Raw genomic sequence first — 21,837 nt, 5'->3', positions numbered from 1 at the left:
CTTTGTATGGACCTCGCGCCCGCGGGAATGATCGTCGGCGCGTGTGTCAGGCATGTGTCGGCCGCCTGGGCCGATGACGCGGCGGGCCGGGTCAGTCGATGGCCCGTGCCCACGGTTCGCCGACGAAGTGCGCCGTCAGGTACTCCATCAGCGCCTGCACGCGTGCCGGCCTGCCGCGTCCGGGCGGCGTGACCAGGTGCAGCGCGATGGGGTCCACCTGCCAGTCGTCCATGGCCGTTTCCAGCGCGCCCGACTGCAGGTCCTGCCAGGCCAGGAATTCCGGCTGCAGGGCCAGGCCGGCGCCCGCGCGCAAGGCGGGCGCCAGCGCCTCGGCATTGTTCACCCGCAGCGGCGTGGGCATGGCCTGGGTGAATTCGCCATGACGGGCATGGCGGAAGCGCCAGCTCGATCCGCCGCGCGCGTAGGCGTACTGCAGGGCGCGGTGCCCGGCGAGTTCGCGCGGGTGCCGGGGCCGGCCGTGCTGCTCGAAGTAGGCGGGGGAGCCGACCAGCAGGATGCGCACGGTGCACAGCCGGCGCACCAGCAGGCTGGAGTCGGCCAGCGTGGAGATGCGCAGCGCCAGGTCGAAGCGCTTCTCGATCAGGTCGACCTGTTCGTCGCTGAAGTGCACGTCCAGGGTGACCTCGGGATAGCGCGCCATGAACGCCGGCAGCACCGGCGCCACGTGCGAGATGCCGAAGGACATGGGGGCCGTCATCCGTATCGGTCCGCGCGGGCTGCTGGACTGCTCGGTCACTTCGGATTCGACGGCCTCGCCTTCTTCCAGAATGCGCGAGGCGCGTTCCAGGGCGGCCAGTCCGCTTTCCGTCAGCGAGATGCGACGCGAGGTGCGATGGAACAGCACGGTCTTCATCCGCCCTTCCAGGCGCGAGACGGCCTTGGAGACGGTGGCCTGCGACAGCGACAGTTCGGCCGCGGCCCGGGCGAACGAACCGGTTTCGGCCACCTTGGCGAAGATGGCCCAGGCTTCCAGGTCGGGGAGTCGGCTCATGGATGCGTTTCCGGCGTGTGGATATGTTGACCTAAAAAATGGAAAGTATGGTTTTCAATTAATTCTATTTCAATCATGTCGGCAAGTTTCTATAGTTCTCTTCATCGAAGCAACGAAAGCGGAGAACATCATGATCGAACGTCGTCCCTACGAGAGCCTGGGTGGTGCCAACCACGGATGGCTCGATGCCAAGCACCACTTCTCGTTCGCCGGCTATGCCGACCCGGCCCGCATGAACTGGGGCGCGCTGCGCGTCTGGAACGATGACACCATCGCCCCGGGCACCGGCTTCCCGCCGCATCCGCATGCCGACATGGAAATCATCACCTATGTCCGGGAAGGCGCCATCACCCACCAGGACAGCCTGGGCAGCCGCGGCCGTACCGAGGCGGGCGACGTCCAGGTCATGAGCGCGGGCTCGGGCATCCGGCACTCGGAATACAACCTGGAGCCCGGCGTGACCCGCATCTTCCAGATCTGGATCTTTCCGGACAGCCGTGGCGGCCAGCCGTCTTGGGGTGCCAAGCCGTTTCCCAAGGGCGACCGTTCGGGTCAGTTCGTCGCCCTGGCCAGCGGTATGCAGGGGGACGAGGATGCCCTGCCCATTCGTGCCGATGCGCGGGTTTCCGGCGCCACGCTGAAGGCGGGCGAGACCGCGGAGTACCGCTTGGGAGCCGGCCGCTACGGCTACCTGGTGCCGGCCACGGGCCGCGTGGACGTCAACGGCGTGGAGTTGCGGGCGCGGGACGGCGCCGCGATCCGGGACGAGGACGTGATACGCCTGACCGCCATCGAAGATACCGAACTCGTCCTCGTGGACGTGGCCGGCTGACACATTTCCTGATCGTTTCCCCAACGGAGAACCGCCATGTCTCATTATCTAGACGTCCTGACCCCGCAGAACAGCCAGATCATCTTCATCGACCAGCAGCCGCAGATGGCCTTCGGCGTGCAGTCGATCGACCGCCAGGTCCTGAAGAACAACGTCGTGGCGCTGGCCAAGGCGGCCAGGGTTTTCGATATCCCCACCACCATCACCACGGTGGAAACCGACAGCTTCTCGGGCAACACCTATCCCGAGCTGCTGGCGGTGTTTCCGCAGAACAAGATTCTCGAACGCACCTCGATGAACTCCTGGGACGATCAGAACGTGCGCGACGCGCTGGCCGCCAGCGGGCGCAAGAAGATCGTCGTGTCGGGGCTCTGGACGGAGGTCTGCAACACCACCTTCGCGCTGTGCGCGATGAAGGAGGGCGGCTATGAGATCTACATGGTGGCCGATGCCTCGGGCGGTACGTCGCTGGATGCGCACAAGTACGCGATGGACCGCATGGTGCAGGCGGGTGCGGTGCCGGTGACCTGGCAGCAGGTCATGCTGGAATGGCAGCGCGACTGGGCCCGCAAGGAGACCTATGACGCCGTGACCGGCATCGTGAAGGAACATTCGGGCGCCTACGGCATGGGCATCGACTATGCCATCACCCACGTGCACAATGGCGCGGAGCGCGTCCAGCACGGCGAGCGGATCGGTCCCAACCCGGCCAGGTAAACCTCCGCGCGTGTGCCGGCTCCCGGCCGCGCACGGCGGTCACCCAGGTCCACCACCGAGGAGCAATCATGAGCGCCACCACCGCCGATGTCATCCTGCGGCATGGCCGCATCACCACGCTGGACCGGGCCAATCCGTCGGCTACCGCCGTCGCGGTCAAGGACGGGCGCTTCCTGGCCGTGGGCGACGATCGGGAAGTCATGGCCCTGGCCGGGCCGGCGACCCGCATCATCGACCTGGGCGGCCGGAGCGTGCTGCCCGGGTTGATCGACAACCATACCCACGTGATACGCGGCGGACTGAACTTCAACATGGAACTGCGCTGGGACGGCGTGCGTTCGCTGGCCGACGCGATGGACATGCTGCGTCGGCAGGTCGCGATCACGCCGCCCCCGCAGTGGGTGCGCGTGGTGGGCGGCTTCACCGAGCACCAGTTCGCCGAGAAGCGCCTGCCGACCATCGCCGAGATCAACGCGGCGGCGCCCGACACACCGGTGTTCCTGCTGCACCTGTATGACCGCGCGCTGCTGAACGCCGCGGCGCTGCGCGCGGTGGGCTATACCAAGGATACGCCCGAGCCCCCGGGGGGAGAAATCACCCGCGACGCCCAGGGCAATCCGACGGGGCTGCTGCTGGCCAAGCCGAACGCGCAGATCCTGTATGCCACGCTGGCCAAGGGCCCGACGCTGCCGTTCGACTACCAGGTGAATTCCACGCGGCATTTCATGCGCGAGCTGAACCGCCTGGGGGTGACGGGCGTGATCGACGCCGGCGGTGGTTTCCAGAACTACCCCGACGACTACGCGGTGGTCCGGAAGCTGGCCGACGACGGCGAGTTGACGGTGCGCCTGGCCTACAACCTGTTCACGCAGAAGCCGAAGCACGAAAAGGAGGATTTCCTGAACTGGACCTCCAGCGTGCAGTACAAGCAGGGCGACGACTATTTCCGCCACAACGGCGCGGGCGAGATGCTGGTGTTCTCGGCCGCCGACTTCGAGGATTTCCGCCAGCATCGTCCCGAGATGCCGCCGCAGATGGAAGGCGACCTGGAGGAGGTGGTGCGCATCCTGGCGCAGAATCGCTGGCCCTGGCGCCTGCATGCGACCTACGACGAGACCATCTCGCGCGCGCTGGACGTGTTCGAGAAGGTCGACCGCGAGATCCCGCTGAAGGGATTGAACTGGTTCTTCGATCACGCCGAGACCATCTCGGACCGGTCCATCGACCGCATCGCCGCGCTGGGCGGCGGGATCGCCGTGCAGCATCGCATGGCCTACCAGGGCGAGTATTTCGTCGAACGCTACGGCGCCGCGGCGGCCGAGGCCACGCCGCCCATCGCCCGCATGCTGGAAAAGGGGGTGAAGGTGTCGGCGGGCACCGACGCCACGCGCGTGGCGTCCTACAACCCCTGGGTGTCGCTGGCCTGGATGATCACCGGCAAGACGGTGGGTGGGCTGTCGCTGTATCCCCGGCGCAATTGCCTGGATCGCGAGACGGCGCTGCGCATGTGGACCGAGAAGGTGGCCTGGTTCTCGAACGAGGAAGGGCGGCGGGGCCGCATCGCCCCAGGGCAGTTGGCAGACCTGATCGTGCTCGACAAGGATTTCTTCGCCTGCGCCGAGGACGAGATTTCCTTCCTGACCTCGGAGCTGACCATGGTGGGCGGCCGTGTCGTGTACGGCGCGGGCGGATTCGCCGGCCTGGACGACAATCCCCTGCCGCCGCCGATGCCGGACTGGTCTCCCACTCGCCTGTTCGGCGGCTATGCCGCCTGGGCCGAGCCCGAGGGCGCCGGCCGCCATTCGCTGGGCTACCGCCGGGTGGCCGCGTGCGGCTGCGCGCAAGCCTGCGGCCTGCATGGGCACGAGCATGCCAGGGCCTGGGCATCGAAGCTGCCCGTGTCCGATGCCCGGGGCTTCTTCGGAGCGCTGGGCTGTTCCTGCTGGGCGGTCTGAGGAGGACGCGACGTGAGCGAAGCGGTCAAGAGCACTTCCCGGGGCGGCTTCGGGCCCCTGAAGCAGAAGCTGTTCGCCGTGTTGTGGGGCGCGACGATCATCGGCAACACCGGCAGCTTCATTCGTGACGTGGCCAGTGCCTGGCTGATGACGGACCTGTCGACCTCGCCCACGGCGGTCGCCATGGTGCAGGCCGCCGCCACGCTGCCCATCTTCCTTCTGGCGATCCCGGCCGGCGTGCTGTCCGACATCCTGGACCGGCGCAAATTCCTGATCGCGATCCAGGTTCTGCTGGCCTGCGTCAGTGTCGGCCTGATGCTGCTGACGGCCTGGGGCATGCAGACGATCGGCTCGCTGGTCGCGCTGACCTTCCTCGGCGGCATCGGCGCGGCGCTGATGGGGCCCACGTGGCAGGCCATCGTGCCCGAGCTGGTGGACAAGAAGGACATCAAGAACGGCGTGGCGCTGAACTCGCTCGGCATCAACATCGCGCGCGCCATCGGTCCCGCGCTGGGCGGCCTGATCCTGGCGAGCCTGGGCGGCGCGGTGACCTATGGCGTGGACGTCATCAGCTATGCCTTCGTGATCGCCGCGCTGCTGTGGTGGCGCCGGCCACCCACGCCGCGCGACGAACTGTCGGAGCAGTTCCTGGGCGCGTTCCGGGCGGGATTGCGCTATGCGCGGGCCAGCCGCGAACTGCACGTCGTGCTGGTGCGCGCGTTCTGCTTCTTCGCATTGGCCAGTTCGGTATGGGCCTTGCTGCCGCTGGTGGCGCGCGGGCTGCTGGGCGGCGGGGCGGGGTTCTACGGCATCCTGCTGGGGGCCGTGGGCCTGGGCGCGATAGGCGGCGCCGTGGTCATGCCCATGCTGCGCGACAGGCTGGACGCCGATGGCCTGCTGCTGGCCGCGGCGCTGGTGACGGCGGCCGTCATGGCGGGCCTGTCCTTCGCGCCGCCGCAGTGGCTGGCGGTGGTCGGACTGCTGGTGCTGGGGGCGGCGTGGATCACCGCGCTGACCACGTTGAACGGCACGGCGCAGGCCATCCTGCCGAACTGGGTGCGCGGCCGTTCGCTGGCCGTCTACCTGACCGTGTTCAACGGCGCGATGACCGCGGGCAGCCTGGCCTGGGGCGCCGTGGCGGAATGGGTGGGCGTGCCCGCCGCCCTGCTGGCGGGCGCCGCGGGACTGGTGATCGTGGGCGTGGTGTCGCATCTGCTCAAGCTGCCCAAGGGCGAGGCCGACCTCGTGCCCTCGAACCATTGGCCCGAGCCCTTGACGGCCGCACCGGTGGAGAACGACAGGGGGCCGGTGCTGATCCTGGTCGAATACCGGATCGATCCCGCGGACCGGGCGGCTTTCCTGCGCGCGCTGGAGCGGCTGTCGGCCGAACGGCGGCGCGATGGCGCCTATGCCTGGGGCGTGACCGAGGATGCGGCCCGGCCGGGGCTCATGCTGGAATGGTTCCAGGTGGAGTCATGGGCCGAGCATCTGCGCCAGCACAAGCGGGTTTCGAAGGCCGATGCCGATGTCCAGGAGGAAGCCCTGCGCTTTCACCGGGGACCGGAGCGGCCCTCGGTGCGCCACCTGCTGGCGGTTCACAGCCGCACGGCCTCCTGATGGGATGTGCCGAGGAGTCCGGTTCCTGGCGACGAGGAAAGCCCCGCGGGCGCGGCCGTGGCGGCCGCGCCCCGTGCCGCTCAACGCGCCGGCTGCAGCGTGACGCTCTCCGCCTTCAGGCTCTCGACCTTTTGCCGGCTGAATGCCATGGGGAAGAGCTCCCCCTTGACCCACAGCGGCAGCAGGTTCTTGTAGTAGGGGCTGGAGGGATCCGACGACTGGCCCGGCACGTTCATGGCCAGCGAGTTGTCCCAGTTGCCCACGTCTATGGCTTGCCGGTAGGACGCGCCGTGGATCTTGCGGAAGTCGGCGCCATAGGCGCCCAGGTAGACGGTCTCGATGTTGCCGCTCATCGGATACCGCTCGGTCGCCAGCGCGGCGCGCTGGTCGGCCGGCAGCAGCGCCGCCAGCTGGTGGTCGAACTTGATGTGGAACAGGTCGCCCCACTTCCACCCGGCGGGATCGTTGCCCAGGATCTCCTTCAGATTGGCCAGTCCTTCCTTGAGCGCATCGAGCAGCAGCGTGTCGCGGCCCTTTACCGGTTCGGCGCCGAAGGCCGCGTCCGGTGCCCGTAGCTTGTTCATCACCAGCCGCTTGTCCAGGTCGCCGAACGTGGCCCGGCTGGCGGCCGGCACGTACAGGTCCGAGACCTTGGCGACGATGACGTACTGCCAGAACTCATAGATGGTGGCGGCCACCGAATCGGCCGACATGCGATGGTTCCAGGCCTTGAGCCGCTGCAGCGCGTCGGCCACCTCGGCCTCGGGCGAGGACAACGATGCGGCCAGGCCCATCAGGTCGCGCGCGGGGATGGACAGGTCGTCGTATTGCAGCTTGACGGTGTCCTGCACGGTCAGGCCGCGCGCGCCGCCCAGGACTTCGCCGATACGCTGGACCCGGTTGGGATCGGACCATTCGCGTGCCGACATGTCCTTGCGCGCATAGTCGTCCGGCACGTTGTACTCGTTGGCCGTGGCGTAGAACCCCTTGGCCGGGTTCAGCACGCGCGGCAGCGAGGCGCCCGGCAGGATGCCGTCCCATTCGTAGCTGCCGTCGCCCGGGACGGGCAGGAGTCCCGACCATCCGGCCTTGGGCCGGATGGGGGCGAGCGCGCCGCCGAACCAGCCGATGTTGCCGTCCACGTCGGCATACACCATGTTCTCGCCGGGGGTGTAGTGGCGGGCCATGCCGGCGGTGAACTCGTCCCAGTTGCGCGCCTGGTTCAGGCGCAGGCTGGCCAGGTAGGCGGCGGTGCCGGGAAACTCCAGGTAGGCCGCGCGCATGGCGTAGGCCTTGCCCCGGGCGGCGTCCTCGTGCAGCACGGGGCCGTGGCGAGTGAACTTGATCGTCGCCTTCACGTCGGCCTGGCCCCGCACCTTGATCGTCTCCTCGACCAGGCGCATTTTTTCCCACTTGCCTTGATAGCGGTATTCGTCGCGGTTGGCGGGGTTGGTCTCGTAGACGTACAGGTCTTCCTCGTCGCCGAAGGAAAAGATGGTCAGGCCGAAGGCGATGCGTTCGTTATGGCCGATGGACACGCCGGGCAGCGCCGGCTCGCCCGCGCCGATGACGTTCCAGCCCGGCGAGTTCAGGTGCACCATGTAGCGCAGCGAGGGCATGGACAGGGCCCGGTGCGGATCGTTGGACAGGATGGGCTTGCCCGACGCGGTGCGCGCGCCCGAGATCGTCCAGTTGTTGCTTTCGTAGCGGGTGATGCGGCGCGCGTTGGCCCGGGCCATGCCTTCGGCCGCGCTGCTGGCGGCGGGCGCCTCCCCGGGACCCGACAAGGCCTTGGCCAGCGTGTCGCGGGCCTGTCCGCCCAACGGCCTGTCGGCCATGCTGCTGGGATTCGGCGTGGCCAATTTCGTCGGCACGTCGCTGTCGGGCCTGCTGCTGCAGCGCAGCCTGCGCATGACGCTGCTGCTGATGCCGCTGGCGATGGGCGGCATCGGCCTGGTTCTGGCCGCCACGGGGACGCTGCCCTGGATCGCGGCCGTGCTGGTCGCGCTGTGGGGCATGGCCTTCGGCGCGGTACCGGTGGCCTGGTCCACCTGGTTGACGCGGGTCGTGCCCGACGAGGCCGAGAGCGGCGGCGGGCTGATCGTGGCGGCCGTGCAACTGGCCATCACCGTAGGCGCGGCCGCAGGCGGCGTGGTGTTCGACGCGGGAGGCGCGCACGGCGTCTTTGCGGCCAGCGCGATGCTGCTGCTGGGGGCGGCGCTGGTGGTGTTCAGGGGGTTCTGGCGGCGGCCGGTACTGGCCGCCGCGCCCCTGGCCCGATAAGGCTCCAGGCCCGCGGCCGGTACGCTAGCCCAGGCCGGCGTTGGCGCCCAGCACCGCGAGGGCGGTCATGTTGATGATGCGGCGGACCGTCGCGCTGGACGTCAGGATGTGCACCGGCGCGTTCACGCCCAGCAGGAAGGGCCCCACGGCCACGTTGCCGCCGGCCGCGGTCTTGAGCAGGTTGTAGGCGATGTTGCCCGCGTCCACGTTGGGGCAGACCAGCAGGTTGGCCTCGCCTTTCAGCGTGGAGGACGGCAGGATGCGTAGCCGCAGGGCCTCGTCCAGCGCGCAGTCGCCGTGCATTTCGCCATCGACCTCCAGGTCGGGGGCCTGTTCGCGCAGCAGTTCCAGCGCGCGGCGCATCTTGCCGCCCGAGGCCGAGCTGCCCGAGCCGAAGTTCGAGCGCGACAGCAGCGCGGTCTTGGGGACCAGGTCCAGCCGGCGCATCGCCTCGGCCGCCGCCTGCGTGTATTCGGCGATCTGTTCGGCGCTGGGGTCGTCGTTGACGTGCGTGTCCACCAGCGCGATGGTCCGTTCGTTCAGCAGCAGGATGTTCATCGCGGCGTAGACACCGTGTCCGGGCCGCCGGCCGATGACCTCGTCCACGAAGCGCAGGTGGTCGTGGTAGGCGCCGACGGTACCGCATATCATGCCGTCGGCATCGCCCAGGTGGACCATCATGGCGCCTATGAGCGTCATGCGGCGACGCATCTCCACGCGGGCCATTTCCTTGGTGATGCCGCGGCGGCACATCTTTTCCCAATACGTCGTCCAGTACTGGTGGAAGCGTTCGTCGAACTCGGGGTTGGTCACCTCGACGTCCTGCCCCAGCCGCAGGCGCAGCCCGAATTTCTCGATCCGCGCGAGCAGCACCGCGGGCCGGCCGACGAGGATGGGCCTGGCCAGGCCCTCGTCCACGATTACTTGCACGGCCCGCAGCACGCGTTCGTCCTCGCCCTCGGTGAACACGATGCGTGCCTTGCCGCCGTCGCGCACGAAGCGCTTGGCGTTGGCGAACAGCGGCTTCATGAAGGCGCCGGAGCGGTAGACGAACTGCTGCAGTTGCTCGGCGTACGCGTCCATGTCGGCGATCGGCCGCGTGGCCACGCCGGAGTCCATGGCGGCGCGCGCCACGGCGGGCGCGATGCGAACGATCAGGCGCGGGTCGAAGGGCTTGGGGATCAGGTAGTCGGGGCCGAAGCGCAGGTCGTAGGTGCCGTACGCGGCAGCCACCACCTCGTTCTGTTCTTCCTCGGCCAGGGCGGCGATGGCGTGGACCGCGGCCTTCTCCATCTCGCGCGTGATCGTGGACGCGCCCACGTCCAGCGCGCCCCGGAAGATGTAGGGGAAGCACAGGACGTTGTTGACCTGGTTGGGGAAGTCCGAGCGTCCCGTGGCCATGACCACGTCGTCGCGCACGGCGTGGGCCGCATCGGGCAGGATTTCGGGCGTGGGGTTGGCCAGCGCCAGGATCAACGGCCGGGGGGCCATGGACGCCACCATGCCGGGCTTGAGCACGCCGCCAGCCGACAGTCCGAGGAACACGTCCGCGCCGGCGATGACCTCGGCCAGCGTGCGGGCGTCCGTCCGCTGCGCGAAGGCCGCCTTCTGTTCGTCCATCAGCACCGTGCGCCCTTCGTACACCACGCCTTCGATGTCGGTGACCCAGATGTTCTTGCGCGGCAGGCCCAGGTCCAGCATCAGTTCCAGGCAGGCCAGCGCCGCGGCGCCCGCTCCGGAGGTCACGACCTTGACCTGGGCGATGTCCTTGCCGACCACCTTCAGGCCGTTGATGAACGCGGCGCTGACCGTGATGGCGGTGCCGTGCTGGTCGTCGTGGAAGACCGGGATCGTCATGCGCTCGCGCAGCTTGCGCTCGACGGCGAAGCATTCGGGCGCCTTGATGTCCTCGAGGTTGATGCCGCCGAAGGTCGGACCCAGCGAGGCGATGATGTCCACGAGCTTGTCCGGGTCGGTCTCGTCGATCTCGATGTCGAACACGTCGATGCCGGCGAATTTCTTGAACAGCACGGCCTTGCCTTCCATGACCGGCTTGGAGGCCAGCGGGCCGATGTTGCCCAGGCCCAGCACGGCGGTGCCGTTGGAGATCACGCCCACCAGGTTGCCGCGCGCGGTGTAGCGGAAGGCGTTGGCCGGGTCGGCGACGATTTCCTCGCAGGCGGCGGCGACGCCCGGGGTATAGGCCAGGGCGAGATCGCGCTGCGTGACCAGCGGCTTGGTCGGGTAGACCGACACTTTTCCGGGAACGGGGAACTCGTGATAGTCGAGGGCGGCCTGGCGAATCGTGGTGCTCATCTTCCTGTCCTTCCGTGCCAGCGGGCACAGGGTTGCGTCAAGATCCAGGCATTCTAGGCGGCGGTTATCATTGAAATATTCTGATTGACGATGTATCCATAATGTTTAGCTGATATCTTGGCTGCCGCAGATATGCCGGATTCCGCATTTCCCTCCGATGACGTCGTCCGCCGGCTGGTTTCGCGGCTGAAGATGCGCCACCTGCAGCTGATCGTGCAGGTCCACCGGCTCGGCTCCCTGACGCGGGTGGCCGAACTGATGGCGACCAGCCAGCCGGCGGTGACCAACGCCTTGTCGGAACTGGAGTCCATGTTCGGCGTGCCGCTGTTCGTCCGCACGGCGCGGGGCATGGCGCCCACCGACATCGGGCGGGTCGTGGCGGGGCGGGCGCGGGCCATGTTGCAGGACCTGGGGCATCTGGTGCGCGACATGGAAGCGTCCGGCGCGGGCCTGGCCGCCCGCCTGCACGTGGGGGTGACGCCCTTCGTCTCCGGGCGGCTGGTGGCCGAAGCCGTATCCGCCGTCCAGGCGGGGCCGAGGCGGCTGGCCGTGCGTATCCACGACGGCACGAGCGAAAGCCTGCTGCGGGAACTGCGCGATCATGCGCTGGACGTGGTCATCGCGCGGGCGAGCCCCACGCTGGACCTGCAAGGCCTGGTGTTCGAGCCGTTGTACCGCCAGCAGGCCCGGCTGATCAGCAACCGGCGCCTGGCGGCGCAACTGGGCCGGGCGCCGCTATCATGGCCGCGGCTGGCCGAACTCGACTGGGTCCTGGGAGAGCCCCGCACCGCGCTGCGCGAGCAGGTCGCCGGCCTGTTCATCCAGGCGGGCGTGACGCCACCCGTGCCTGTCACCGAGGGCTATTCCGCCAAGCTCATCGGCGAGATCATCGCCGCTTCCGAGCGCGCGGTCTCGCTGCTGCCCGCCGACATCGCTGAGGAACTGGTGCACGTGGCGGGCGTGGCCATCGTTCCGTATTCCATCGCCTGGAGCCTGCCGCCCATCGCGGCCATCGTGCGCGAGGACAGCGGCGAGAACGACACGCATGGGCGCTTCCTGGCGGCGGTGCGCCAGGCCAGCGCCGGCATGCGCCGGGACGTGCCGGATCCGGGCCGGCAGACCGAGTTCTGACCGGCGCGGCTAGCGCGCGCCGGCCTGCAGCAGGATGCGTTCGATGGCGGTGAACCCGCGCTGGCGGGCATGCTGCAGCGGGGTGACGCCGTTGCCGTCGGCCAGGTTCACGTCGGCATGCGCATCCACCAGCAGGCGCACGATGTCCGTGTGGCGGGCGCCGCCCGTGCCCAGGATGATGGCTTCGAGCAGCGCGGTCCAGTGCAGGTTGTTGACGTGGTTCACGTCCACGCCCGCCTCGATCAGCGTGCGGACCGTCTCGACGTGGCCGCGCTCGGCGGCGGGGATCAGCGCCGTGCCGCCGTAGCGGTTGGTGCTTTTCAGGTCGGCACCGTGCGCCAGCGTCATTCGCAGGATCTCGTCGTGTCCCCGCGCGCCCGCATACAGATAGGGGCTGTCGTTGATCTTGTCCTTGGCGTTGACGTCGGCGCCCGCTTCGATCAGAGCGCGGGCAGCGTCCACGTTGTTGCGGTGGGTGGCGGCGAGCAGGGGTGTGGCGCCCGCGGCATCGCGCGCTTCGATGTCCGCTCCCTGGCTGATCAGGGCCCGGATCTCGGCGGCGGTTCCGCGTTCGGCGGCGGCGCGCAGCCGGGCATCCAGGCTGGCGCCGTTCGCCGGCGACGAGAGCCAGGCCAGCAGGGCCGCCGCGACCCCGAGATGGATGGATAGGCGCTTCCACAACATGCGCGGGTCTCCTTGGACTGTTGCAGACGTGATGTTAAGAGCGCCGCCGGGGTTTGGAAAATCGTATATGTGAATGGGGCGCAGTGGAAAAAGCTATGGAGCCGCCGCAGGCAGGTGGGCTCGCAGGCGGGTGCCGCCCATGCCCGATTCGACCGCCAGACGCCCACCGATGCGCGCGATGCGCGCCCGCATGCTGCGCAGCCCGATGCCGGCCATCGACCGGTCCGCCAGCTCGACGTCGAATCCCGCGCCGTCGTCTTCGACGCTCAGTTCCAGGGCTCCGTTGCCGGCATCGGCCAGGGTCACGGCGACCGTATTCGCGCGGCTGTGCTTGATCACGTTGGTCAAGGCTTCCTCCAGGAAGCGGGCCAGCGCGAGCAGGCGGGCCGTATCCGGTTCCGCGGGCCATTCCGGGGCGACTCGCCAGACGCACCGGACGCCCTGATCGTCGAAGAGGTCGCCGAAGCGGCGGCGCAACGGCGCGATCCAGTCGGCGGGCGAGGCCGCCGTCGCCGCGACCGCCGCGAAGCTGTGGTCCAGGACCTGTCGCAGGTCGTCCCGCAGGCTTTTCAGGACCGACACGTAGTGCTGCGGCGGCAGCGTGGCGTCGCCCTTTTCCGCCATGACGATGGACCGTACCAGCGAACTGCCCAGGCCGTCGTGGAGGTCGTGGGAAATCCGCAGCCGTTCGCTCAGCCGGGCGTTGGCCACTTCCAGCTCGTGTTGCCGGCCCAGCGTATGGGCGAGTTCCCGCCGGGCTTCCTCGACATGGTCGGCCAGTTCACGATTGAACCGCTCCACGCGCCCGAGGGTGGAGGTGAAGCTCCAGGCCAGGACCAGGGCCATGCCTATCATGATCAGCGGCGCGGTGGCGGCCGTGTAGCCGTGCACGTCGTCGATGATGCGCAGGAAGGCCAGGATGTCGTGGATGGCAGCCACCAGGAAACCCAGCATGCAGGCCGCCAGGAACAGGTGCTCGGGCTGGCGCGTGCGCGCGGCGCGGAACTGGAATTGCACGCAGGTTCCGACGAACACGGCGGCATAGCCCACCGCCACCAGGTAGAACACGGCCTTGGGCTGGGCCGGCCCCAGTGCCAGCAGCGCCGCGCACACCGCTCCCGTGACGGTCCACAGCGCCTTTTCCAGGCGGGGGAAGCGCTGGCCGCCGAACCGCCAGGCGAACATCGAGAAGGCGCTGCAATAGATGGTGAAGACCAGGGTGATCCACGTGGACCAGCCGTGCGTGGTGGCGAACGGCCAGGGGGAGGTGACGGCCGAGTTCAGGCCGAACAGCAGCCAGGCCAGCGACGTCAGCGCATACCATCCGTAGGCCTGCTCGTTGCGCCGCAGGAGCCAGACCATCAGGAAGAAGCAGCCCAGCGTGATCGAAATGATCAGGTTGGCCTGCGGCAGGACGCGCCGCAGCAGCCATTCTCGTTCGTAGCGCGGACGGACCTCGTCGGGCGGGCCGATGTGCACCCCGCCCAGCCCGGAACTGTAGAGGTCGTAGCCCGCCACCCTGATCCACAAGGTGTTGATGCCGGCGCGCAGCGCCGAGGGCGGCAGCAGGGAATAGCGCGGCAGGTTCCAGCTGCGCGTCAGGGGTTCGACCAGGCTGGCGTCTGCCCAGAGCGGGTCGTCGTTGAGCCGTCCCGCGCCCGCCATCGAAAGATATTCGAGGAACAGCGCCACGGGCTGGCCGGGGCAATGCGTCCATTCGACGCGGTACCAGACCGTGCCGTCGTGGCCGGGCCAGCGCGTCGACCAGATGTCGGGCAGGGCGACGGCCTCCCAGCCCGTGGCGGGCGGCGTGTCCGGGGACTCGTTCGCGCGGGCGGCGCTGATGGAGGAAATCGCCGGGCGGCATGCGTCCGCGCGGGCCGTCTCCGGCAGGCACAGCCAGAGCGCCAGGACTACAGCAAGCCAAGCGAACGTGCTTCGTGGATCGCGCGCGTGCGGGACGTGACCGCCAGTTTCCGGTAGATGTTCTTGATGTGGCATGCGGCGGTGTGGGGGGAGACGAACAACTGCTCGGCGATCTCTCGATTGGTGTGGCCCTGGGCGACCAGTTCGAGGATTTCCAGCTCGCGCTTGCTGAGCGTCGCCTCGGCCTGGGCCCGGGGCGGCGACGCGGGGGCAGGCAGCAGCGCCAGCAGGCGCCGGGCGATGAACGGGTCGATGGGCGCGCCGCCCCGCAGCGCGCTGCGCAGGGACATCGCGATTTCCTGGTCGTCGCGTTCCTTGAGGACGTAGCCGGTGGCGCCCAGCTTCAGTGCGGCCAGGATCATGTCTTCGGTGGAGCAGGCCGAGATCACCAGGATCGCGGTCCCATGGCCGCGCGCGTGCAGCGCCTCGATCAGGTCCAGGCCGTTGCCGTCGGGCAGGCCGAGGTCGATCAGCGCGAGCGCGAAGCGGACGTCGCTGTCGAGGTGGAAGCGGGTCTCTGCCAGCGAAGCGCACGAGACCAGCGTGCCGGAGGGGTAGCCGAGCCCGGTCAGGAGACGCAGGATCCGCTGTCGCATCGAGGGCTCGTCTTCGACGACGAGGACCGGTGCGGAAAGGGGAAGATCGGTCATGGTGAAGCGGCGCGGCGTGCCCCGGACTGCGCGCCGGGGCACGGGCGGTAACACGATGTTGCAGATATGTGGACTGTACCACCACGAAATGAAAACGGCCCCGCCGGCAGGGCCCCGTGGGGACCTTCAGGCGGGGCCGTGCGCGCGGACGCGCGCGGTCAACCGTCCTGCCAGACCTCGGACGGAATCAGCACGCTGCCCTCGAACAGCCGGCGGGCGGTGCGTATCACCGCGGCGCGGCGGATGACCGGCGTGGCGCTGACCAGGTCCACGTCGAGGTCGATGGAGATCGTGCCGGACGGATGCTCGATGCGCACCACGCCTTGCGGCGGTGCGCTGTCCAGGCCCGAGAGCCGGGACGCGATGGTGCCCGGCACGGCGCAGGCCGAGGCCACGCACAAGGCGCCGGTGACGGCGTGCGCGCGGTGGCAGGAATAGGGCACGAAGTAACGCGACGATATCGTGCCGCCGTGCTGCGGTTCGGCCAGCAGCCCGATCTTGGGCACGACCGATCCGCTGACGTCGCCCAGGCCCATCAATTCGCCCGCCTTGCGCCGGATGGCTTCCATCCTGGCGATCAGGGCGGTGTCGGCATCGAGCTCCTCGGCGCTTTCATGGCCGGTCTTGCCCAGTTGCGTCGCCGAGAACAGCACCATGGGCATGGCGACGTCCACGCAGCTGACCTCGATGCCGTCGATCACGTCCAGCGGCCGGCCGGTGGGCAGCAGCTTGCCCGTGATGGAACCGATGGCGCTGCGGAAATTCAGCTTGACCGGGGCGGCGGTGCCGGGCACGCCGTCGATCGCCGCGTCGCCGGAGTAGGTCACCGAGCCGCCCGGCGTCTGTACGATGGCGTGGACTTCGGCCTGGGTGTTGACGTTGAAGATGCGCACCGTCGTCTCGTCGCCCTGCGCCGGCACCAGTCCGGCGTCGATGGCGAACGGGCCGACCGCGCCCAGGATGTTGCCGCAGTTCGGGCGCGTGTCGACCATGCGTTCGTTCACCAGGACCTGGGCGAACAGATAGTCGACGTCTATGCCCGGACGCCGCGAGGGGCTGATGATGGCGACCTTGCTGGTGAACGGCGTGGCGCCGCCGATGCCGTCCACCTGGTAGGAATGCGGCGACCCCATGGCGGCCAGCAGCACCTCGTCGCGCCGCGCCGGATCGGCCGGAAGGTCGGAGGCAAGAAAGAACGGTCCGCGCGAGGTCCCGCCTCGCATCATGACGCACGGTATTTTCGTCTGCATGGTCATTCCACCTGGATCTTGGCATCGGTCACGACGCGTTTCCAGAGGGTCAACTCCTTCTGGATCTGCGCCATCAACTGTTCGGGCTTGCCGACGGCGGGCTCCTCGCCGTTGGCCTTCAACTGCTCCACGGTTTCAGGCAGGGCCAGCGCGATGTTCATTTCCTTGTTCAGCCGTTGCTGGATGTCGGCGGGCAGGCCCTTGGGGGCAATCAGCCCGTACCAGACGATCACTTCATAGCCGGGCACGCCGGCCTCGGCCACGGTGGGGATGGACGGCTCGGCCTGGATGCGCTTGGGCAGCGTCTCGGCCACGACCTTCAGCCGGCCGCTCTTCATGTAGGGAAAGGCGGCGCCGGCCGTGCTGAAGAAGACGTCGGTCTGGCCCGCGACGGTGTCGGTCAGGGCTGGAGCCGTGCCGCGATAGGGCACGTGGGTCATCTCGATGCCGGCGGTGCGCTGGAACAGTTCCGTGGCCAGGTGGGAGATGCCGCCCTGGCCGGACGACGCGTAGGTCAGCCCGCCTTTCCTGGTCTTGGCGAGCTGGATCAGGTCGGCCAGGTTGTTGACCGGCAGCGTGGTCGGCACGGAGATCAGGAGCGGGCCGCGCGCGATCATGCCGATGGGCGTGATGTCCTTGATCGGGTCGAACTTGATGGGATAGAGGCTGGGGTTGACCGAATAGCTGTTGGAAATGAGGGTGAGCGTGTAGCCGTCGGGGTCGGCCTTCACGCCGGCTTCCACGCCCAGCTTGCCGCCGGCTCCGGCGCGGTTCTCGATCACCACCGGCTGGCCCAGCGCGTCGCCCAGGCGCCGGCCCAGGGTGCGGGCGATGGCGTCGTTGCCGCCGCCGGGGGCGAAGGGCACGATCAGCTTGATGGGCTTGGTCGGATAGTCGGACGCCTGCGCGGCCTGCCAGGAAGCGGCGGCCAGCGTGCCCACGATCGCGGACAGGAGGGTGCGGCGGAAGGCCTTGAACGCCGAGCCGGCGCGAGGCGTAAGGGGGTACGTCATGGGGGTCTCCGGGGACGGTTCTTGTGTCTGAATGGAGGACTGTCGAGCAAGGTGCGTGCCATGCGGCGGGTGCTATCGCGGATCCCGATCCAAGCCATTGATTCGTATGAGGATTTCCAGGCGCGACCGTCGGGCGGCCGCGCGTCGGAACACTGGTGGTGTTTCAATAATGTAACGCGTTTCTACGAAACGGCGTCACCGTCCGGTGGGGGCATAGACCTCGCCGCGCATCAGCCGGCGCGCGGTGCGCGTGACGGTGGCGCTTTCCACGCGCGGCTGCTGCCCGCCGCCGACGGCGGCGCCCACGGGCAGCGAGCCCGAGGCATGGCCGATGACGATGTCGCGGCCGTCCGTGGGGACGCGGCCCAGTTCGGCGCCCAGGGTGCCGGGCAGGCGCACGCAGGCGGCCAGGCACATCGCGCCCGTCAGCGGCGTTGCCCGGTGCGGCTGGCCCGCCGAGAACATGCGGGCGGTGATGTCCACGTCCTGGGCCCGCAACGAGGCGCCCGACGCAAACGCCACGTCCGCGGGCGGCGACAGCAAGCAGACCAGCGGCAGGTTGCGCAGGCGGGTGCGCGCTTCGTCCTCGGTGGCGAGCCCCATCAGGACGGCGGCCGCGACGCGCAGCTCCTCGCATTGCCGGACCACGTCCGGCCGGGCGTCGATCTGCGCCGCCGACTCCGTGCCGGACAGGCCGAAGTCCGCGGCGCGCGCGAAGACGGTCGGGTTGGAGACGTCGACGCACGAGATCTCGATCGTGCCGACGTCCGGGATCGTCACGGTGTCGCGGGCGGCGCCGGTGGGGAACAGCTTGCCCGTCGTGGCGCCGCCCGGGTCCAGGAAGGACAGCCGGATGGGCGAGCCGGTGCCGGCCACGCCGGGCAGCGCGAAATCGCCGGCGACCGCGGCGCGGCCGTCGCTGAGGGCGAAGTCGGCTACGATGATCTTGCCGGTATTGGTGTTGTGGATGCGGACCGATGCGTGGTCGCCCGATGCCCGCACCAGCCCTTCGTCCACCGCGTAGGGGCCGATGGCCGCCGAGATGTTGCCGCAATTGCCCCGGTACTGGACCAGCGGCGCGTCGATCGCGACCTGGCCGAAGGTGTAGTCCACGTCGGCATCGGCGCGCGAAGGCGCGCCCACCACGGCGATCTTCGACAGCGACGAGATGCCGCCGCCCAGCCCGTCCAGTTGCCGCTTGCCGGGATCGGGGCTGCCCAGCGTGGCGAGGAAGATGCGGTCGCGGGCGTCGCGGCCGGCGGGCAGGTCGCGGTCGTGGAAGACCAGGGCGCGGCTGGTGCCGCCGCGCATGTAGACGGCAGGATAGGCTGCTTGAGGCATCGAAGTCTCCGAGTGGAATGGCCGCTTCTTGCAAGGCGCATGCCAGCGGGCGCGATCGATGGGGGCCGCGGCGCCGCAAGGCGATGGGAGGCGTGTGTTTCACCTGGTGCGTGTTCATGTTTCAATATTGAAAAGGAGTGAACATGAGCATCGCCGCATCCGATGACCGCCGGCCCCTGATCTGGGCCATCAGCGCCCACCGGCTGACCGAGGTCTTCCGCACCGTCAGCCCCGAGCTGGCCGACCGCGCCGCCATCGAGATCATCGACAAAGGCTTCGACGACGCCATCGCCGAGATCGCCCGGCGCAGCGAAAAGCGGGCCTGCGACGTCATCGTCGCGGCGGGCGCCCATGGCGCCTATCTGCGCCAGAACGTCGGCATTCCCGTGGCCTTCGTCAAGGTGGGGGGCTTCGACCTGATGGCGGCGATCTGCAAGGCGCGGCAGTTCTCGGACCGTATCGCCATGGTCATGCACCGGCGCGTGCCGCCCGCGCTGAACCGCTTCGCGACGCTGTTCTCGCTGCCCATGCAGATCCGTGCCTACCAGACCGCCGAGGACGCCCGGCACTGCATCCAGGAACTGGCCGCGGCCGGCATCGAGGTGGTGGTCGGTCCGGGCCTGATCGCCAACCTGGCCGACGAGGCCGGATTGACGGGCATCCTGGTCTATTCGCTGGATTCGGTGCGCGCCGCCTTCGACGACGCGATCGAGATCGCAGCCGCGCAGAAGGCCGAGAAATCGCGCCGCACCCAGCTCGATTCGGTGCTGTATCACCTGAACGACGGCGTCATCGCGGTGGACATGGCCGGCCGCATCGTCGCCGCCAATCCGTCGGTGGACAAGCTGACCGGACGCCGCGTGCGCGAGGCCCTGGGCCAGCCGCTGCGCCAGGTGCTGCCCGACCTCGAGCCGGGGCAGGTCATGACGCGCGGAGCGGGCGAGATCGGGACGGTACAGGAGATGGGCGGCAAGTCGGTCGTGGTCGATCGCGTCCCGCTGCTGGACGAAGGCATGCAGACCGGCGCCATCTTCACGCTGCATGCATCCAGCGAGCTGGAGCGCGCCGTCAGCAAGCTGCGGGCGCATACGCACCGGCGCTCGCGCGTGGCCCGGTACCGGCTGGACGACGTGGTGGCCGAGTCCGCCGCCATGCGCCAGGTGATCGCGCAGTGCCGGGTATTCGCCGAGCACAGCGACGCGGCCGTGCTGATCCACGGCGAAAGCGGCACCGGCAAGGAACTGCTGGCCCAGGGCCTGCACAACGCGAGCCGGCGGCGCCGGCATCCCTTCATCGCCATCAACTGCGGCGCCTTTACCGAGACGCTGCTGGAGAGCGAGCTGTTCGGCTATGACGAGGGCGCCTTCACCGGCGCGCGCAGGCAGGGCAAGCCGGGCCTGTTCGAGTCGGCGAACGAAGGCACGCTGTTCCTGGACGAGATCGGCGAGATGCCGCTGCCGCTGCAGACCCGGCTGCTGCGCGCCTTGCAGGAGAAGGAAATCACGCGCGTGGGCAGCGTCGATACCATTCCGGTGGACGTGCGCATCGTGGCCGCCACCCATCGCGACCTGCTGGCGATGGTCAGGGCGGGCGCCTTCCGCGAGGACTTGTACTACCGCCTGAACATCCTGCAGGTGGTGGTGCCGCCGCTGCGCGACCGGCCCGAGGACATCGAGGCGCTGGCGCGGCGGCTGCTGCCGGCGGCGCTGGGGCGCGCGGGCTTGCAGGAGGCCGTGGCCCCCATGCTGGAGGCGGCGTTGCCGGTGCTCAAGGAAGGCGCATGGCGTGGCAACGTCCGGGAACTGGAAAACGTCTCGGAGCGCCTGACCATGGCCTGCCTGACCGAGGGCCGGCCGCTGTCGCGCCGCGAGGTGCGGGCCATGCTGGCCGACGCGCCGGCCCGGCGCCAGGCGCCCGCGGCGCGCAGCCTGTCGGCGGTGCGCGCCAGCCAGGAGGCCGCCCATGCCCGCGCCGTGCTGGCCGAGTGCGAGGGCAACCACCAGGAAGCCGCGCGGCGGCTGGGCATCAGCCGTACCACGCTGTGGCGCAAGATCAAGGCCGCGCGGGAATAGGGCCGGTCAGTCGCGTAGCGCCGCGCACATCTCGTGGATCGCGCTGCGCAGCCAGCAATTGGCGGGATCCTTGTGGAAGCGCTCGTGCCAGAACTGGTGCACCGTGATGGAAGGGCCGGCGAAAGGCAACTCCACGATGCGCAGGTTCGCATAGCGCGCACAGGTGTGCGCCACATCGCGGGGCACGACCGCGATCAGGTCCGAGGACTCGAGTATGGGCAGCAGGCTCATGACGTGGTAGACCTCCACCACCACCCGGCGCGGCGTATGCCGCGGCGCGAACATGCGATCGAGTTCCTCGCCGCGTCCGTCCGGCCGGACCAGCGCATGCGGCGCGGACAGGTATTCCTTCAGCGTCATGCGCTGGCCGATGGTGGGATGGTTCTTGCGGACCAGGCAGACGACGGGGATCTCCAGCAGCTTCTGCTGGAAGAAACCGGCCTTGTGCAGGTCGGGGAAATAGCCCAGCGCCAGGTCGGCTTCGCCGGATATCAGCGCCGACGCGGTCTCTACGGCGGGCCGGGCGATCGTGCGCAGGCTGGCGTGGGGAGCGTCGCGCGACATCCTGGCCAGGAGCGGCGGAAGAAAATGCACTTCGCCCACGTCGGGCGTGACGATGGTGAACGTCTTCCGGGTCGTGGCCGGATCGAAGCCGGCGCGCTGGAGGACGTCCGTCGCGATCGAGGCCAGCACGCTTCCGACCGGCCCGGCCAGCTCCAGCGCGCGCGGCGTCGGCCTCATCTCCAGGCCGGATCGCACGAACAGCGGGTCGCCGAACAGGTCCCTCAGCCTCGCCAGCGCCGCGCTCATGGCGGGCTGGCTCAATCCCAGCTTCTCGCCGGCACGCGTCACGCCGCGCTGGTCCAGGATGGCCTGGAATACGACCAGCAGATTCAGGTCTATGGCTTTCCAATCCATTTTTTGGATGCAGTGTATTGGCTGAATAATCTGGAGAAATGGAGAACCCGATCATAAACTGCGTCTCGCAAAAGAAAGCCGGCTCGCAGGAGACCCGGATGCCAGCCTGCCCTTCGCACC

15 protein-coding genes and 2 pseudogenes are annotated in these 21,837 nt (G+C 68.9%); 7 read left to right on the top strand and 10 right to left on the bottom strand.

Annotated features, from left to right (window positions below; all coding sequences use genetic code 11):
• Window positions 1-91: 91 nt before the first annotated feature.
• Window positions 92-1,012 carry a LysR family transcriptional regulator gene (locus CDO46_RS06910; protein ID WP_087837818.1) on the bottom strand — a complete coding sequence of 307 codons (921 nt, stop codon included), beginning with the start codon at window positions 1,010-1,012 and terminating at the stop codon, window positions 92-94.
• A 130-nt stretch (window positions 1,013-1,142) separates the two neighbouring features.
• Between CDO46_RS06910 and CDO46_RS06905 the strand changes: the two genes are divergently transcribed.
• The 4 genes from CDO46_RS06905 to CDO46_RS06890 all read left to right on the top strand — a co-directional run bounded on the left by CDO46_RS06905 (window position 1,143) and on the right by CDO46_RS06890 (window position 6,133).
• Window positions 1,143-1,844: a pirin family protein gene (locus tag CDO46_RS06905; RefSeq protein ID WP_087837817.1), complete on the top strand. Its 702-nt coding sequence runs from the start codon at window positions 1,143-1,145 to the stop codon at window positions 1,842-1,844.
• A 36-nt stretch (window positions 1,845-1,880) separates the two neighbouring features.
• Window positions 1,881-2,561, top strand: a complete 681-nt coding sequence (locus tag CDO46_RS06900; RefSeq protein WP_087837816.1) for a hydrolase — start codon at window positions 1,881-1,883, stop codon at window positions 2,559-2,561.
• Window positions 2,562-2,629: 68 nt separating this feature from the next.
• Entirely contained in the window at window positions 2,630-4,516 is a 1,887-nt protein-coding gene (locus CDO46_RS06895) for an amidohydrolase (RefSeq protein ID WP_087837815.1), read from the top strand.
• A gap of 12 nt (window positions 4,517-4,528) precedes the next feature.
• The gene (locus CDO46_RS06890; RefSeq protein ID WP_087837814.1) at window positions 4,529-6,133 is read left to right on the top strand and encodes an MFS transporter; all 1,605 of its coding nucleotides are present in this window, start codon (window positions 4,529-4,531) and stop codon (window positions 6,131-6,133) included.
• 80 nt (window positions 6,134-6,213) lie between these two features.
• Here CDO46_RS06890 and CDO46_RS06885 read toward each other — a convergent pair.
• A pseudogene (locus tag CDO46_RS06885) lies at window positions 6,214-7,959 on the bottom strand (penicillin acylase family protein); the annotation flags it as partial.
• On the opposite strand from CDO46_RS06885, the pseudogene CDO46_RS28605 reads away from it, so the two are divergent.
• Window positions 7,955-8,416: pseudogene (locus CDO46_RS28605) on the top strand (MFS transporter); the annotation flags it as partial. The pseudogenes CDO46_RS06885 and CDO46_RS28605 overlap by 5 nt on opposite strands.
• A gap of 24 nt (window positions 8,417-8,440) precedes the next feature.
• On the opposite strand, the gene CDO46_RS06880 reads toward CDO46_RS28605, so the two are convergent.
• On the bottom strand, window positions 8,441-10,732 hold the full coding sequence (locus tag CDO46_RS06880) for an NADP-dependent malic enzyme (RefSeq protein ID WP_087837812.1): 2,292 nt from the start codon (window positions 10,730-10,732) through the stop codon (window positions 8,441-8,443).
• A gap of 132 nt (window positions 10,733-10,864) precedes the next feature.
• Here CDO46_RS06880 and CDO46_RS06875 point away from each other — a divergent pair, with 132 nt between their 5' ends.
• The gene (locus CDO46_RS06875) at window positions 10,865-11,863 is read left to right on the top strand and encodes a LysR substrate-binding domain-containing protein (protein ID WP_087837811.1); all 999 of its coding nucleotides are present in this window, start codon (window positions 10,865-10,867) and stop codon (window positions 11,861-11,863) included.
• Between the two features lie 9 nt (window positions 11,864-11,872).
• Here the strand turns inward: CDO46_RS06875 and CDO46_RS06870 are convergent, their stop codons facing one another.
• From CDO46_RS06870 to CDO46_RS06845, 6 genes are all read right to left on the bottom strand, one after another.
• Complete coding sequence (locus tag CDO46_RS06870) at window positions 11,873-12,547, bottom strand: ankyrin repeat domain-containing protein (protein ID WP_087837810.1); 675 nt, start codon at window positions 12,545-12,547, stop codon at window positions 11,873-11,875.
• A 93-nt stretch (window positions 12,548-12,640) separates the two neighbouring features.
• Window positions 12,641-14,548: an ATP-binding protein gene (locus tag CDO46_RS06865; protein ID WP_087837809.1), complete on the bottom strand. Its 1,908-nt coding sequence runs from the start codon at window positions 14,546-14,548 to the stop codon at window positions 12,641-12,643.
• A complete protein-coding gene (locus CDO46_RS06860) occupies window positions 14,461-15,123 on the bottom strand; it encodes a response regulator transcription factor (protein ID WP_087837808.1) in 663 nt (220 codons plus the stop codon). The genes CDO46_RS06865 and CDO46_RS06860 overlap by 88 nt, the downstream gene beginning before the upstream one ends.
• Before the next feature lie 158 nt (window positions 15,124-15,281).
• Window positions 15,282-16,373: a 4-oxalomesaconate tautomerase gene (locus CDO46_RS06855; protein ID WP_087837976.1), complete on the bottom strand. Its 1,092-nt coding sequence runs from the start codon at window positions 16,371-16,373 to the stop codon at window positions 15,282-15,284.
• Between the two features lie 2 nt (window positions 16,374-16,375).
• Window positions 16,376-17,386: a tripartite tricarboxylate transporter substrate binding protein gene (locus CDO46_RS06850; protein ID WP_087837807.1), complete on the bottom strand. Its 1,011-nt coding sequence runs from the start codon at window positions 17,384-17,386 to the stop codon at window positions 16,376-16,378.
• A 195-nt stretch (window positions 17,387-17,581) separates the two neighbouring features.
• The gene (locus tag CDO46_RS06845; protein ID WP_087837806.1) at window positions 17,582-18,727 is read right to left on the bottom strand and encodes a 2-methylaconitate cis-trans isomerase PrpF family protein; all 1,146 of its coding nucleotides are present in this window, start codon (window positions 18,725-18,727) and stop codon (window positions 17,582-17,584) included.
• 143 nt (window positions 18,728-18,870) lie between these two features.
• On the opposite strand from CDO46_RS06845, the gene prpR reads away from it, so the two are divergent.
• Window positions 18,871-20,799, top strand: a complete 1,929-nt coding sequence (prpR, locus tag CDO46_RS06840) for a propionate catabolism operon regulatory protein PrpR (protein WP_087837805.1) — start codon at window positions 18,871-18,873, stop codon at window positions 20,797-20,799.
• 6 nt (window positions 20,800-20,805) lie between these two features.
• Here the strand turns inward: prpR and CDO46_RS06835 are convergent, their stop codons facing one another.
• Window positions 20,806-21,717, bottom strand: coding sequence for a LysR family transcriptional regulator (locus CDO46_RS06835; protein ID WP_087837804.1), 912 nt, complete (start codon window positions 21,715-21,717; stop codon window positions 20,806-20,808).
• Window positions 21,718-21,837: the final 120 nt, after the last annotated feature.

Origin of the sequence: Pigmentiphaga sp. NML030171, assembly GCF_002188635.1 — a bacterium.
In the GTDB taxonomy this organism is placed as follows: domain Bacteria; phylum Pseudomonadota; class Gammaproteobacteria; order Burkholderiales; family Burkholderiaceae_B; genus Pigmentiphaga; species Pigmentiphaga daeguensis.
The sequence above is the reverse complement of the archived record's forward strand: the minus strand, read 5'-3'. Positions and strand labels throughout refer to the sequence as shown.